At 67.0% G+C, this 14,602-nt stretch carries 10 protein-coding genes and 2 pseudogenes; 9 read left to right on the forward strand and 3 right to left on the reverse strand.

From position 1 onward, the window contains the following. Positions 1-68: 68 nt before the first annotated feature. From J7367_RS17240 to J7367_RS17250, 3 genes are read right to left on the reverse strand one after another with little or no spacing between them, the layout of a single operon-like run. Positions 69-779 carry a hypothetical protein gene (locus tag J7367_RS17240; protein WP_244672328.1) on the reverse strand — a complete coding sequence of 237 codons (711 nt, stop codon included), beginning with the start codon at positions 777-779 and terminating at the stop codon, positions 69-71. An 8-nt stretch (positions 780-787) separates the two neighbouring features. Next, entirely contained in the window at positions 788-2,278 is a 1,491-nt protein-coding gene (locus J7367_RS17245; protein ID WP_057663926.1) for an HlyD family type I secretion periplasmic adaptor subunit, read from the reverse strand. Beyond that, positions 2,275-4,563 carry a type I secretion system permease/ATPase gene (locus tag J7367_RS17250; protein ID WP_057663930.1) on the reverse strand — a complete coding sequence of 763 codons (2,289 nt, stop codon included), beginning with the start codon at positions 4,561-4,563 and terminating at the stop codon, positions 2,275-2,277. The genes J7367_RS17245 and J7367_RS17250 overlap by 4 nt, the downstream gene beginning before the upstream one ends. 1,385 nt (positions 4,564-5,948) lie before the next feature. On the opposite strand from J7367_RS17250, the pseudogene J7367_RS17255 reads away from it, so the two are divergent. From J7367_RS17255 to pgaD, 9 genes and pseudogenes are all read left to right on the forward strand, one after another. Then, positions 5,949-6,177, forward strand: a pseudogene (locus tag J7367_RS17255) (AlpA family transcriptional regulator). After that, positions 6,174-7,058, forward strand: coding sequence for a ParA family protein (locus tag J7367_RS17260; protein ID WP_057663933.1), 885 nt, complete (start codon positions 6,174-6,176; stop codon positions 7,056-7,058). Before J7367_RS17255 ends, J7367_RS17260 begins: the two are co-directional and overlap by 4 nt. Then, positions 7,042-7,272: a hypothetical protein gene (locus tag J7367_RS17265; RefSeq protein ID WP_057663936.1), complete on the forward strand. Its 231-nt coding sequence runs from the start codon at positions 7,042-7,044 to the stop codon at positions 7,270-7,272. The genes J7367_RS17260 and J7367_RS17265 overlap by 17 nt, the downstream gene beginning before the upstream one ends. Then, a complete protein-coding gene (locus J7367_RS17270; RefSeq protein ID WP_057663939.1) occupies positions 7,272-8,945 on the forward strand; it encodes a ParB family protein in 1,674 nt (557 codons plus the stop codon). The genes J7367_RS17265 and J7367_RS17270 overlap by 1 nt, the downstream gene beginning before the upstream one ends. Then, a pseudogene (locus J7367_RS17275) lies at positions 8,942-9,433 on the forward strand (DUF2857 domain-containing protein); the annotation flags it as partial. The gene J7367_RS17270 and the pseudogene J7367_RS17275, both read left to right, overlap by 4 nt. Positions 9,434-9,581: 148 nt before the next feature. Continuing rightward, positions 9,582-11,003 (forward strand): HmsH protein, encoded by a 1,422-nt coding sequence (locus tag J7367_RS17280; RefSeq protein WP_244672329.1) that lies wholly within the window; start codon positions 9,582-9,584, stop codon positions 11,001-11,003. After that, entirely contained in the window at positions 10,985-12,883 is a 1,899-nt protein-coding gene (pgaB, locus tag J7367_RS17285; protein WP_057663941.1) for a poly-beta-1,6-N-acetyl-D-glucosamine N-deacetylase PgaB, read from the forward strand. The genes J7367_RS17280 and pgaB overlap by 19 nt, the downstream gene beginning before the upstream one ends. Before the next feature lie 3 nt (positions 12,884-12,886). Then, the gene (pgaC, locus tag J7367_RS17290; RefSeq protein WP_057663944.1) at positions 12,887-14,140 is read left to right on the forward strand and encodes a poly-beta-1,6-N-acetyl-D-glucosamine synthase; all 1,254 of its coding nucleotides are present in this window, start codon (positions 12,887-12,889) and stop codon (positions 14,138-14,140) included. Then, positions 14,137-14,583, forward strand: a complete 447-nt coding sequence (gene pgaD / locus J7367_RS17295; RefSeq protein ID WP_022559030.1) for a poly-beta-1,6-N-acetyl-D-glucosamine biosynthesis protein PgaD — start codon at positions 14,137-14,139, stop codon at positions 14,581-14,583. The genes pgaC and pgaD overlap by 4 nt, the downstream gene beginning before the upstream one ends. Positions 14,584-14,602: the final 19 nt, after the last annotated feature.

Here is a 14,602-nt window from a genome sequence, read left to right on the forward strand (position 1 = left end):
CGGAATTGTTCAGGGCGGACTCAATACCTTGGGCGCCAGACTGCAGCGCATCGACGAGCCTTATTCGCTCATCCCAGCGAATTCGCCACCACCACGCCCAGCACATCCCGAAACGCGCCCGAGGCAATCAGCGACTCACCCGCGGCCTGTGGCGCGAATCCCGCCATCGCCTGAACCAGTTGCTGCGCGTTCATTTCGAGAGCAGCAGTGCTTCCAGCCACGCGGGCCGCTTCCTGCGTGGAGCCCGTGAGAGACAGGCTTCCATTGCCGCCAAGGCCAGCCGCCGTCGCCGTCAATACCGCCGCGAGGTCGACGTTCGCGCTCAACGCTTGGGCGGCGGCAGGAACGGCGTCGCTGCGCTCTTCCACCCTCCAGGGTTTGGCGTCGACCACGACCGGTTGCCCGTCATCTCCGTTTTGCTGGAACAACTCGGGCCGCGCATCGCCCCATCCGTCCGCGATCTCGGCCATCGCCATGGGCTTGGCGTAGCCGATTTCCACCGCATCCGGCGCGGGGAGGCTGGACGCCTGCGGCAGCGCCTCCATCGCCGCGGTAAAAGCGCTCCGCAGCGAACCATGCAATCCATTCGGGCCGGTGGCCCCGAGTGCCGCCGTTTCATCGTCGTTGCCGGAGACCTCGCTGATTCCGGCCGCGCGCAGCGCGGAAGCGAGGGTGGTCTGTGTGTTGCTGTCCTTCATGCTCTTCGTCCATTCCTTGGTGTTTGAAACTCGGTTGCTGTCGTGTGGCGTGTTGCCGAAACCTTGCGCGGTGCGATCCATCCATTGCCTCAGCGCTCGCGCAGGCTCTCGCTGCCGGCCTTCTGTATCGGGCTCAGCAGGTAGTCGATCACCCGACGCTGGCCGGTCTTGATCTCGGCCGTCAGGTTCATGCCGGGAGCGAGGCGGATGTCCTTGCCGTCCACGGCGATCTGGTTGCTCTCAAGCCGCAGGAGCGCCGGAAAAATCGCCCCGCGCTTCTCGTCGTTGACCGCATCGCGGGTGACCGTTTCCACCCGCGCGGGCACCGTGCCGTACCGCGTGAACGGAAACGTCTCCAGCTTGATGGTCACGTCCTGCCCCGGCTCGACGAAACCGATGTCCTTGTTCTCCAGCGTGACCTCGGCGCTGACCTGGGCCCCATCGGGCACGATGACCATGAGCACCTGGGCTTCCGTGACGACCCCGCCCTCGGTGTGCGCGGCCAGTTGCTGCACGGTGCCGCTCACGGGCGCGGCGAGGGTCGCCAGGCGCTCGCGCCGCTCCGCCTTGGAGAGTTCCTGTGCGTTCTGCTCGCGCTTGAGGTCGGCCTGCGCCTGCCGCTCGCTCAATGCGCGGCGGGTCTCGGCGAGGTAGGACATGCGCGCCTGCCGGGCCTCGGCCAGCGTGGCGATGGCCTCCTGCAGGCGGGCCTGCTGGGTGGCCAGGTCGCGTTCCATTTCGATGCGTTCGCGCATGCGGTCCTGGGTGGCGTGGCCAGAGATGAATCCCTGCCCGGCCAGGGTCTGAAAATCCCGCTCGCGCTGGCGCACCACCGGCAGCGTGGCGTCCAGCTTGCCGACCATGGCGCGCACGGTGGCGATCTCGGCCTCGCGGCGCTGGCGCTCGGCATCCAGGCGCGCGATGCGCGCGGTGATGTCGCTCCATTCGGCCAGCAGCTGCGCCTGGGCATCGGCGCGCTCGCGGGCACTCCATGCGGCGGGCACGTCCTGCGGTGCCCAGCGGGACAGTTTCGCGCCGGGGCCCGCCTCGCCCGCGAGCGCCTGCTGCAGCGCCCGCACGCGCAGCGATTCCGATTCGGCCGCCCGGTGCGCCTCGCCGAAGCTGGTGCGATCGGCGTGCGCGGCCGTGGGATCGAGTTCGAGCAGCGGCTGGCCCGCTGCCACGTGGTCGCCGTCGCGCACCAGCACCCGCCGCACGACGCTGTTTTCCAGGGGCTGGACGAGCTTGGTGCGGTCGCTGACGATGATGCGCCCGGGCGCCACGGCGACGATGTCGATCCTGCCGAAGATGGACCACGCCAGCGCGATCGCGAAGAGCGCCATGAGCAGCCAGGCGAGGCGCCGCGGCGCGGGGTGCACGGGGGTTTCCTGCAGGCTCAGCGCGGCCGGCAGGAAGGCGCGCTCGTCGGCGAGCAGCGGTGGACCGGCCAAGGCGCCGCGCTGCGCCCAGGCCGCCCGGAAGATGTCCGCATAGCGCTGCAGCAGCAGGCGCACGGGGTGGCGCGGTTCGGCCGCGGCGCGGGCCCGGGCGGTGGGGGCATGTGAGGTGGGGGCGTTCATGCAACGACCTCCTCGGTGCGCTGGCCGGTGCGCGTTGGCAGGGCGCTGGCGCCGCCGCCGTCCTGCATGCGCCACAGGTGCGCGTAGAGCCCCTGCGGGCGCTGGATGAGCGCATCGTGCGGGCCGGCCTCCGCGATGCGCCCCTTGTCCATCACGATGATGCGGTGGGCCTGGCGCACGGCCGAGAGCCGGTGGGCGATGATGAGCACCGTGCGGCCCTCGCAGATGTGCGCCATGTTGCGCTGGATGATGGCTTCGCTCTCGTAGTCGAGCGCGCTGGTCGCCTCGTCGAGGATGAGGATGCGCGGGTTGGTGAACAGCGCCCGCGCGATGGCGATGCGCTGGCGCTGGCCGCCCGAGAGGCTGCCGCCCTGCTCGCCCACGAGCGTGTCGTAGCCCTCGGGCAGCTCGCTCACGAAATCGTGCGCGCCGGCCAGCCGCGCCGCGTGCACCACGGCTTCGATCGGGGCGGCCGGATCGGCGATGGCGATGTTCTCGCGCACGCTGCGGTTGAACAGCAGGTTCTCCTGCAGCACGACGCCCACCTGCCGCCGCAGCTGCGCGGCATCGATCAGGCTGATGTCGATGCCGTCCACCAGGAGGCGCCCCTGCTCGGGCACGTAGAGGCGCTGCACCAGCTTGGTGAGCGTGCTCTTGCCGGAGCCGGAGCGGCCCACGATGCCGATGACCTCGCCGGGGCGGATATCCAATTGCACGCCGCAGAGCACCGGCGCGGCCTCGGGCCGGTAGCGGAAATGCACGCCGTCGAGCGTGACGCGGCCGCGCAGGGCGGGCAGCTGCGCCGCGCTGCTGGCCGGCGCTTCGGTGCGGGTGTTGAGGATGTCGCCCAGCCGCGCCATGGAGATGCCGGTCTGCTGGAAATCCGTCCACAGCTGCGCCATGCGCATGATGGGCTGCGCCACGCGCTGCGCGAACATGTTGAAGGCGACGAACTGGCCCACGCTGAGCTGGCCTTCCATGACCAGGCGCGCGCCCCACCACAGGGTGGCGGCGTTCACCAGCTTGCCGATCAGATTGACGCCTTCGTGCGCCCAGGCGGCCAGGTTCTGGGTCTTGAAGCTGGCGCTGACGTAGGCCGCGAGCTGGTTGTCCCAGCGCCGCGCGAACGAGGGCTCCAGCGCGCTGGCCTTGACGGTCTGGATCCCGGTGACGGTTTCCACCAGCATGGCCTGGTTCTCGGCGCCGCGCGCGAACTTGTGGTCCAGCCTCTTGCGCAGCGCGGGCACCACCGCCAGGCTCAGCCCGAAATACAGCGGCAGGCTGGCGAGCACGATGAGGGTGAGCGGCACGCTGTAGACCAGCATCACCGCGATGAAGACCCCGGAGAACAGCACGTCCAGCACCACGGTGAGCGCGTTGCCGGTGAGAAAGCCGCGGATGTTCTCCAGCTCCCGCATGCGCGCCACCGAATCGCCCACGCGGCGCGACTGAAAGTACGCGAGCGGCAACTGCACGAGGTGGCGAAAGAGCCTCGCGCCGAGCTCCACGTCGATGCGGCTGGTGGTGTGGCTGAAGACGTAGCCGCGCAGGCCGTTCAGCAGGCTCTCGAAGACGACGACCACGACGAGCCCGCCGACCAACACATCGAGCGTGGTGAGCCCGCGGTGCACCAGCACCTTGTCCATGACGACTTGGAAGAAGAGCGGGCTCACCAGCGCGAAGAGCTGCAGCATGAAGGAGATGAACAGCACTTCCCCCAGCAAGCGCCGGTGCTTGATGAGGCTCGGAATGAACCACGAGAAATCGAAGCGGGCCAGTTCGCCCGCCAGGCTCGCGCGGCTGCTCACGAGGATGAGGTCTCCCGTCCAGCGCCGGGCGAACTCTTCGACGGGCTCGATCACCGGACGGCCGGCCGACGCGCCCTCCCCGGGCTCGTGCAGCAGCACGCGCTGGCCATCGCACTGCGCGAGCACGGCGGCGCGAACGCCATGCCGAGGTGCGTCATCGTCCGCGCCCGCCGCCCCGGGCTCGGGCTCGGGCACGGACCCTCGCATGGACTCTCGCACCAGGGCCAGCGCGGGCAGCGGTGTCAGCGCCAGCCGCTCCACGCCGCACGACACCTTGCGCGCCTTCAGCCCCAGGCTCTTCGCGGCCCGCAGCAGATCCGGCACGTCCACCGGCTCGCTCGGCGAAAGACCGAGCTGGTGCGCCAGCGCCGCCGGATCCGCTGCCACCTGGTGCAGCCTGGCGATCAGGCAGAGCGATTGCAGCGCCTGCAGCCCCGACCCACCCTGGGTCCGAGGCACGAATTTCCCTTCCGACATGCGGATTTCCCCTATCTATTTTCCTGCTCCGCACGCCATTGGCGGCTGCTGTGTTAGGGGCGCGATGGTACGAGGCCCCATACACGGGCCACCGTGCCAGTTGCAGTTACCGGACAGAAATATCGTGTTTTTTTGTAACTAGATCGAAGTGCGCCGGGAGCACGCAATCACCCGAAGGCCAACGCCGTGATGCCCTCCGTCAAGGAACGTCTGAAAAGACAGAGTGAGTCTTCCAGCGGCGCCATTCCGGTGCCCTCCATGAAAGACGAGCGAGCGACCGGATTCCCCCATGCCGTGCGAGGCAGCATGGATTCGAACCCCGAAAGCCTTCGGCTCCTCCGACCTCGGTGCCACCTCGCTCAGGGTGGATGGGTCGCCTGCGGGAGTTTCGGTATGACCGAGAAGAATTCGAAGGCGCCGCTTCGATTCGTCCCGGCAGGAAAGACCGGTTGCCACGCCGGCATACCGAACAAACCACGGCAGCCAAACTCGTTGTACGCGCTTTCTCCAGCACTGCCTTTCGAAGCGGATATTCGAGCGCGTGAGGGTCATCGATTCTGTACAAATCTCCCGCGCGAAACGAAACGGCGGGTTTATCCAAGGTGTTTGATCCGCGCCGAGGATGGACCTGTGCTCCATGACAGGGTGCCCATTACCGGGCAAAAACCGGTCCCAAAACAGGATCGCTGCAGGAAATCCACGGGGGAATTTCCGCGCCCGTCCGTCTTCATGGGAAGAGCACGTTCGGACGGAACAACATGCGCTGCAAGCCCATCGATCGCTCGCCACCCAGGCGAAGCAACTCGACAGCAAGCCGTTACAACGCTCCCACCGCCGTGGGGTGTTCGGTGCTTCCAAATTTTACAATTCTATCTGACGGAATTATCGGCATCGATGTGCTAGGAGTGTCGATATCCACTCAGTCAGAATCATCAGAATTATTATAAATAATACTTATTGATTAGATAAAAGAAGCTTGGCGTCGATCGCCATGCCTTACCGGACGGAGTACGTCTCCCACACGCCTGTTTTCGGGTTTCGAATATCGGGCGGCTGAGAGGCGCAGGGGGAAAGTCTGGAGTTCGCATCGCATAGGAGTTGCGGATGCTCCCGGAAACACGCGCATTGCAAGAAACACCGTGCACAACCCAAGACCTCGCCCTCCATGTAGTCCTCCGGTCCCTCGCGCCGAATAGCGCAGTTGCTGCTCGCGGAGTCCATGCGCTGCCGGCCCAGGCGCCCATGCCTGCCCGCGCTTCCCGAGATCGTGTGTGCAAAGCATCTTTGCGTTGCCGCGCGAACCGGATTGCCGGTGTCCGCCGCGCACCGCGGCGGGTTCACTGTCGCTGTCCATACAGCGCCAGCGAGCGTCAGGAATGACCACCATGTCGTCACCGGCCACCCCGCCTACCGCCATCGAAAAAGAGGCGCCTGCCAACCGCCGCGTCCTGCGGCGCGCCTCGGTCGAGGAACGCACGGGCTTCAAGCGCGCGCACATCTACAGCCTGATGAAGGAGAAGAAGTTTCCGCAGCGCGTGCTGCCTGGGTGTGCGCGCGGTCGGCTGGTACGAGGACGAGATTGACCAGTGGCTCGCGGATCGGGAGCGGGCATGAGCGATACGTCAGCGCGCCGTACCGCGCCCCCCATCGTGGTGTCCATCATCTCGACCAAGGGCGGAGTCGGCAAGACCACGACAGCGGCCAACCTGGGCGGATTCCTCGCGGACGCCGGCATGCGCGTGCTGCTGCTGGACCTGGACATCCAGCCGACGCTGTCGAGCTATTTTCCGCTGGAGCGCCGCGCACCGGGTGGCATCTACGAGATGCTCGCCTTCAACGAACAGGATCGCGGCCAGCTCATCTCCACGACGGCCATCGGCGGATTGGATCTGCTGCTGTCCAACGATGCCCACGGCCAGTTGAACACGCTGCTGCTGCACGCGGCCGATGGCCGCCTCCGGCTGCGCAATCTGCTCGGCATGTTCCAGACGCACTATGACCTGCTGCTGATCGACACCCAGGGCGCCCGAAGCGTGCTGCTGGAGATGGCGGTCCTCGCCTCCGATGTCTCGCTCTCGCCGGTCACGCCGGAGATCCTGGCGGCGCGGGAATTGCGGCGCGGCACGCTGAGTCTGATGGAGGAGATCGCCCCGTACCGGCGCCTGGGCATCGAGCCCCCGCCCTTGCGCCTGCTCATCAATCGGGTCCACACGGTGTCGGTCAATGCCCGGCAGGTCCAGCAGGCGCTGCGCGGCATGTTCCAGCCGGCCGCGGACGTGCGGGTGCTCGACACCACGATCCCGGCGATCGAGGCCTACCCCACCGCGGCGCTGCGCCGCCTGCCCGTGCATCGCGTCGAGTACCGGCAGCCCCGTGGCCGGCTCGCTCCGGCCGCGCTGGAGAGCCAGCGCGCGCTCGCGATCGAATTGTTTCCGCAGTGGCGCGACCGCCTCGACCTCGTGACCGGGAGGGCCACGCATGCCGACCCGCATTGAAACGCCCACCGCGTTGCGGCGCCTGATCGCGTTCGCGCGCCGCGAAGGCTGGCGGATCGTCGTCGCGGACGGGCAACTGCGCAGCCTGCGCAAGCCTGGATTGCCCGCCATCCATCTCGGCGCACCCAATCCGTCCGGCCCCCTGGCCGCGGAGGCGGCATCGCTGCCCGTGCCGCGGGTGGACAAGCGGCACGGACACCACGGGAGCATGTGATGCCCAGGGGCAGCGATCCGGACATCGCCCGCGAGTTGCTGGCGGACACCTTCCAGCGCAGCGGCCCCGACGCCGGGGCCTTGAGCGATCCGATCGCCGACACGCCAATGGTGGTGACGCTGGAGCAGCTGCGTCCTTACGAGCTCAATCCCCGCGTCACGGTCAATCCGCTATACGCAGAGATCAAGGCATCCATCCGCGAGCGCGGACTCGATACCGCCCCGGCGATCACGCGGCGCCCGGGCGAGCCGCACTACATCATCCGCAACGGCGGCAACACGCGGCTCGCGATCCTGCGCGAGCTCTGGGCGGAGACGAAGGACGAGCGCTTCTTCCGCATTCCATGCCTGTTCCGTCCCTGGCCCACGCAGGGCGGCATGCGCGGCGAAATCGTCGCCCTAACCGGCCATCTCGCGGAAAACGAATTGCATGGCACCCTGACGTTCATCGAGCGGGCGCTCGGCGTCGAGAAGGCCCGGGAGCTGTACGAGCAGGAAAGCGGCGGCAAACCGATGACGCAGGTCGAGCTGGCGCGGCGGCTGGCGGCCGACGGCTATCCGGTGCCGCAGCCGCACATCAGCCGGATGCGCGACGCGGTGCAGTACCTGCTGCCCGCGATTCCCTCGGTGCTCTATGCGGGCATGGGCCGCCATCAGGTGGAGCGCCTGTCGATGCTGCGCCGGGGGGCCGAGCAGGTCTGGTCGCAGCGCGCGTCCGCGGAGGCGACGCCGTTCGCGGACCTGTTCCAGGACGTGCTCGCGGGATTCGACACGGCACCCGCGGAATTCTCCTTCGAGCGGGTGCGCGACGAGCTGGTCGGCCAGATGGCGCAGGCGCTGGGCGCCGACTACGACGTGCTGGCGCTGGACATCGCGGGCCTGGAAGGCCGGCAACGCGTGCTGCACAGCACGCCGACGCAGCATCCGGCACCTACGCCCCATCCTTCGATGCCGGCACACAGCGCGGCGGCCGACCGGCCAACGGTCCCGCCTGCGGCCGCGGGCACGCCCGTCGCTACTCCATCCGCTAGCCCGGCTACTCTTCCGGGCGACACACAACCCCGGGCCATGCGCACAGGCGGCAGCGAAGCCACCGCTTCGCGAGCCTCGCTGCCGCCCGCATCCGACCCGGTCAAACAACACACCGCCTCGCCGGCCGCGACCACGGAGCGCCTGCAGTCCATCCGGCAGCTGGTGGCGGACCACCACGGCGAGCCCCTGCATTCCTTCGCCGACAACGTGGTGCGGGCCATCCCCGTCCAGGCGGGCGGGCTCTACCCCATCTCCGACGTCTGGCACATCGAACCGGGGCTGGACACGCCCGACCGGCTGCGCGCCCACATCGTGCAATTCGCCCGCGAGATCGCGAGCGAGGTGGGCGCAGCCGATCGCATCGCCGCCACGGACCATGGCGGCGTGGGCTACGCCTGCGACGCGCCTTCGGCAACGGGCGGCGAAGAGCAGCGCTCCCCCGCCCTGCTCGCGCTGCTCAACGCACTGGGAGACACGGCAGATGCCGGACCACTCGCCGAAGCGCTCGAACCCCTGCTGCGCAACCAGGGCAGCATCCCGCGCCTCAGCGACAGCGGGCTGGTGAAGCTGTTTCGCCTGCTGCGCCTGGCGCGGCGTCTCTTCGAACTGCAGGCCGGCTCCGGCTCCGGCGCGATGCCATGACCACGCCGCACCCGCTCAACCAGGCGGTGATCGCCCAGGCGCTGCACGATCTGCGCAACGGGCAGCTGCGCCGCGCGCGTTCCATGGGCTTCGGCGATGCGGAGCTTGCGGCGCTCAAGCGACCGGACCTAGTCAGCGTGCTGCTCAACGCCTCCGTGTCGTGGTGCTCCGTGACCGTGAACGGCGAGGTCGTGCGCCGGCTGCTGGGGCAGACGCAGGACGTGGAGCGAGAAATCTCCACCGTCGACCGCATGCTGCGCCTGGGAGCGAGCACCGAGATGGTGAGCACGTTCTACGGCCTGTCGCACCAGGAGGTGGCGCTGCGCCGCGAGATCCTGGCGTTGCCCAAACGCAAGGGCCGCCACCCCGTGCTGAGCGAAGCCCAGGACGCCGAGCTCTGGGAACGATGGAAGCCCGCCGCACGCGAGCGCGGCGTCGATCTGCAGGACGACATGGCGATGCTGGACCTCGCGATGGACCTGGCCGAGGAGACAGCGGCACCGCGATGTGATCGCCAACTATCAGGCGCTGCGTGCAGAAGGCGTCGATGTGCCGGGATACGTGCTGCCGACGGTGGGCGATTCGCTGATGGGGCTGCGCCGCCCTGCCGAAGCCGAAAGCGTACTTCGTCAAGCATTGCAGCACTCACCGAACGACTTCAATACGCAATTGCTGCTGGCCTACGCATTACTGGAGCAGGAACGCTTCGATGAAGCAATGCCGCTATTCGAATCACTTGCCGCCACGCAAGCCCCATGGCCGCGTCGGGAAGGTGCCACCAGCGGTTACGAAAACTGGGACCGCTTCAGCGCCGATATCGCGCTGGCTACCGCACGTTCTGCGGCCAACGATAATCGCGGTGCGGAGGCATTGCTGCGCGAGCGTGCGGCCATTGGCCCGGATAATGCCGAGCTACAAGCGGCACTGGCATCGATCGAAGCGCGTCGCGGCCAGACCACGCAGGCACTGCAGCGCAATCGGATGGCGTTGACGCTGGATCCGCATCAGAAACAGGCGCGCAGCGGCGTGGTGGAAGCGCAACGCGATCTGGACCGCCTGGATCTTGCGGACGCCGCATTCGCGTCGCTGCAACCGGAGTATCCGGACGACGCCGGCCTGCAACGGCTTGGCGCATCGCTGGAACGTCAACGAGGCTGGCAGGTGCACCTGAGCCATGCATGGGGGCACAGCGAGAACGACACGCCGACCAACAGCACCTCGCCGCTCGGCAATCATTTCGGCAGTTCATTGCTGGAAGCCGAATCGCCGTTGCTGGGCGAGCGTTGGCGCGTGGGCCTGCGCGCACGCGACGATTGGGCGGATTTCCAGGACACCCGCGTGCGTTATCGCAGCTTCTGGCTGGGTACGCATTACCGCTACGACCGCCTGGATTTCAGCGCGTATGGCGGCCGCGCCCTCGATGATTTCGATCGCGACGGCACTGCCTGGGCACTGGATGCCGGCTGGCGCTTTTCCGATGCGTGGTATGGCAGCGTCGCCTGGCGCACGCGCGACCCGGAGGCCTCGCTGCAGGCGCGCCGCCTGGGCATCACCGGCGACAGCATCGGCGCTGCCGTGCGCTGGACGCCCAGCGACGAAAGCCGCTGGGAACTGCAGGCGCGCCAGTTGCGTTATAGCGACGGCAATCGACGCGATCAGCTGGATCTTTCCGGCAGCCAACGCATGTGGGCCAACCCGCATGTCCTGGTCGATGGACTGTTCGCCGCCTCGGCCGGGCGCGCCGAAGACGACCGCGCGGTCGATTACTTCAATCCACGCCATAGCTCTGCAGTTGCCGCCGGCGTACGGATCGAACAGATCGGCTGGCGCCGGTACGACGATGCGTTTCGGCAGCGACTGGAAGTGACGGCCGGGCCGACCTACCAGTCCGGCTTCGGCAGCCGCTGGGTACCTGCGCTGGCCTATCGCCATCTGTGGTCGCTGGGCGATGGCAGCGCATTGAGCTACGGCGTGAGTTGGTCGCGCCCGGTCTACGACGGCCAGCGCGAACAGCAACTTGGATTGGATTTGGATTTCCGATGGGGAGGTACGCCGTGATCCGCCTGCCGCTGCTGCTGGTCGCACTGCTGCTGATGACGTTTGCCTCATCGGCGCAGGCGGGCCTGCTGGTGCTCAGCTACCACGACATTCGCGACGACGTCGCGGCCAAGGGCGACCCCGATCGCTATGCGGTGTCCACCAGCAATTTCGCCGCGCATCTGGATTGGCTGCGCTCGCATGCGTACCACCCGGTCAGCGTGCAACAGGTGCTCGATGCACGTGCCGGCAAGCGTGCCCTGCCCTCGCGGCCGGTGCTGCTGACCTTCGACGATGGCTTGCGCAGCGTCTATACACGGGCGTTCCCGTTGCTGCAGGCCTACGGCTATCCGGCGCTGGTCGCACCGGTGACCAGTTGGGTGGAACTGCCGGCTGGCCAGGTCGTGCCCTATGGCCCGCGCGATTTCACCCGCGACGATTTCGTCACCTGGGCACAGTTGCGCGAGATGCAGGACAGCGGCCTGGTCGAAATCGGCTCGCACAGCGATGACCTGCATAAAGGCATTCCCGGCAATCCGTTCGGCAATGAAACCCCGGCAGCGGTCACGCGGCGCTGGGATGCCGGCAACGGGTACGAAAGCGAAGCGCATTATCGTCAGCGGATCGAGACCGATCTACGCCATAGTCGCGACGCAATGGTGGCGCATCTGGGCAAACCGCCGCGCGCCATGGTGTGGCCATACGCTGCCTACAACCGCGCCAGCAACGAGATCGCCGCGCGCCTGGGCATGACGCTTAGCTTCGACCTGGAAGGCCGCTCGCACGAAGCCGATATCGGCCAGCAGGGTCGCGACCGGGTAGATGGTCAATCGTTGGCCAGCCTGGGCCGCCTGCTGCTGTTCAACAATCCCGACGTGCGCGATCTCGCTGGCGAACTGCGGCGTGATCTGTCGCGTGACGGCGTGCGTGCGATCCAGGTCGATCTGGATTATGTCTACGACCCGGACCCGGCACAGCTGGAGCGCAACCTTGATGTGCTGGTACAGCGCGTCAAGGACATCGGCCCCAGCCATGTGTTCTTGCAAGCCTTTGCCGACCCGGATGGCGATGGCGCTGCAGATGCGCTGTATTTCCCCAACCGCCATCTCCCGATGCGCGCGGATCTGTTCGGGCGCGTCGCCTGGCAGCTGCGCACGCGTGCCGGCGTACGTGTATTCGCCTGGTTGCCGGTGCTCGGCTTCCATTTGCCCGACGCGCAGCAACAAGCCGCATTGCAGATTCGTGGTAACGACCCCAAGGATGTGCCGCGCCTGGATCCAGGCAACCCGCGCACCCGCCAGCTGGTGGCAGACATCTACGAAGACCTCGCGGCTAATACCTACTTCGAAGGTCTGTTGTTCCATGACGATGCCTATCTGCGCGACGATGAAATACCGGCCTACGGCAATGGCGACCCGGCCAAGCGCACGCAGCAACTGATCGGCTTTACCCAGGAACTGAAAGCCGCCGCCGAACGCTGGCGGCCGAAGTTGGTGACGGTGCGCAATCTGTTCGCACAGCCGGTGCTGGAACCGCACAGCGAGGCCTGGTTCGCGCAGCGTCTGGAAGCCTTTGCCAGCGCGTACGACTACACCGCGCTGATGGCGATGCCATACATGGAGCAAGCCAACGACGCGAATGCCTGGCTCACGCAGTTGGCCACACGCGTCGGCCAACTGCCGCGCGGTTTCGACAAGACCATCTTCGAACTGCAGACGGTCGACTGGCGCAGCGGCAAACCGCTGTCCGACGGTGTGTTGCTCGCACACAGCAAGCTGCTGCTGGCAGCCGGCGTGCGTCATCTGGCGTATTACCCCGACGATTTCATCGGTGGTCATCCGTCTCTGCCCGAAGCGCGCGAAGCCATCTCGGCTCGCCAATTCCCCTATCTCGAGCGATGACCGATGACGACCAGCCTCCTACTGGCCGCCCTGTTCAACTTTGCGTTTTATTACCCGATCATCATGGCGTTCTTCTGGATGATCGGCGGCATCTACTACCACCTGCGCCGTGAGCGCGGCACGCCCGGTCCATCCAAGCCACCGCCGATGGCCAGCGAGCCGTTCGTCTCGATCCTGATGCCCTGCTACAACGAGGCCAAGCACGTTGCCGAGACCATCGCGGCGATGAGCGCGCAGCAGTACGCAGACTTCGAGATCATTGCCATCAACGACGGCAGCACCGACCGCACTGCCGAAGTACTCGACGACCTCACCCACCACCACCCGCGCCTGCGCGTCGTGCATCTGGAGCAGAACCACGGCAAGGCCAACGCGTTGCGCGTCGGCACGCTGGCCGCGCGCTCGGACTATCTGGTGTGCGTGGACGCCGATGCAATCCTGGACCCGAACGCAACGCGCTGGATGGTCGGCCACCTGATCGCCGGCCCACGCGTGGGCGGCGTTACCGGCAATCCGCGCGTGCGCAACCGCACCACGCTGATGGGCCGCATGCAGGTGGGCGAATTTTCCGCCATCGTCGGGCTGATCAAACGCGCGCAACGCGTGTACGGACGGCTGTTTACCGTGTCTGGTGTGATCTGCGCGTTCCGTCGCTCGGCGCTGCATCACGTCGGCTTCTGGTCCGACAACATGGTGACCGAGGACATCGACATTTCCTGGCGCCTGCAGCTGGACGGCTGGGATATCCGCTACGAACCCAATGCGTTGTGCTGGATCCTGATGCCGGAAACCTTTCGCGGCCTGTGGATGCAGCGCCTGCGCTGGGCGCGCGGCGGTGTCGAGGTGTTGCTGAGCCATGGCCGCCGTGCGCTGGAATGGCGCAGCCGGCGTATGTGGGCAGTGCTGCTGGAATACGCGCTGAGCCTGGCCTGGGCGTACGCCATGCTGCTCATCATCGTGCTGTGGCTGCTCGGCAAGTTCATTGCGCTGCCGCCGGCCCTGTATGTCGACACCATCCTGCCGCGCTGGCATGGCCTTGTGCTGGCCGTGGTCTGCCTGCTGCAGTTCGCCACCAGTCTGATGATCGAACGCCGCTACGAAAAAGGCCTGGCTTGCCAGTTCTTCTGGGTGATCTGGTACCCGGCCGCGTTCTGGATGATCGGTATGCTCACCGCCGTCATCGCCTTCCCACGTGCCCTGCTAGCGCGCCGCAACAAGCGCGCTCGCTGGAAAAGCCCCGACCGAGGAATCCAATGACCCCGCCCATCATCAACCTGCCGCAACGCCTCGGCCGCTCGCGCCGCCTCGCCTACGGCGCCGCCACCGCCGGCGCATGGATGGTCTACTTCTATCTGTGGGCACCACTGGCAACGCTGATCGCCTGGTTTTTCGGCCTGCGCAGCGCCTATACCGAGCTCTATCTGCAACACAACGCGCTGGACCCGTTCGCTTTGGGCTCCCTACCGGTGATCGCCTTGATGAGCGCCGTCACCACGGTTGGCTGGGCCGAATACAACCGCCTGCGCTTCGTCAACGCCGACAAGCGCAAGCGTCCGCGCACCGTCGCCGAACCCGACGTCGACCAGCGCCTCGGCGCCACCGAACAACTCGGCACCCTGCTGCGGCATAGTCGCATCTCCTCGGTGGCAATGGACAAGTTTGCACGGCCGGTGGCGGTGCGGGTGGTGCGACATCGGTAGTCCGCCCTGAACAATTCCG

Origin of the sequence: Xanthomonas sp. D-36-1 (genome assembly GCF_017746155.1) — a bacterium.
GTDB classification, from domain to species: domain Bacteria; phylum Pseudomonadota; class Gammaproteobacteria; order Xanthomonadales; family Xanthomonadaceae; genus Xanthomonas; species Xanthomonas cissicola.

Excerpts from the sequence above, each read along its gene's own strand:
- J7367_RS17250 (WP_057663930.1), bottom strand. The coding sequence starts at position 4,563 with ATGTCGGAAGGGAAATTCGTGCCTCGGACCCAGGGTGGGTCGGGGCTG.
- pgaC (WP_057663944.1), top strand. The coding sequence starts at position 12,887 with ATGACGACCAGCCTCCTACTGGCCGCCCTGTTCAACTTTGCGTTTTAT.
- J7367_RS17245 (WP_057663926.1), bottom strand. The coding sequence starts at position 2,278 with ATGAACGCCCCCACCTCACATGCCCCCACCGCCCGGGCCCGCGCCGCG.
- pgaD (WP_022559030.1), top strand. The coding sequence starts at position 14,137 with ATGACCCCGCCCATCATCAACCTGCCGCAACGCCTCGGCCGCTCGCGC.
- J7367_RS17260 (WP_057663933.1), top strand. The coding sequence starts at position 6,174 with ATGAGCGATACGTCAGCGCGCCGTACCGCGCCCCCCATCGTGGTGTCC.
- pgaB (WP_057663941.1), top strand. The coding sequence starts at position 10,985 with ATGGGGAGGTACGCCGTGATCCGCCTGCCGCTGCTGCTGGTCGCACTG.
- J7367_RS17265 (WP_057663936.1), top strand. The coding sequence starts at position 7,042 with ATGCCGACCCGCATTGAAACGCCCACCGCGTTGCGGCGCCTGATCGCG.
- J7367_RS17240 (WP_244672328.1), bottom strand. The coding sequence starts at position 779 with ATGGATCGCACCGCGCAAGGTTTCGGCAACACGCCACACGACAGCAAC.
- J7367_RS17270 (WP_057663939.1), top strand. The coding sequence starts at position 7,272 with ATGCCCAGGGGCAGCGATCCGGACATCGCCCGCGAGTTGCTGGCGGAC.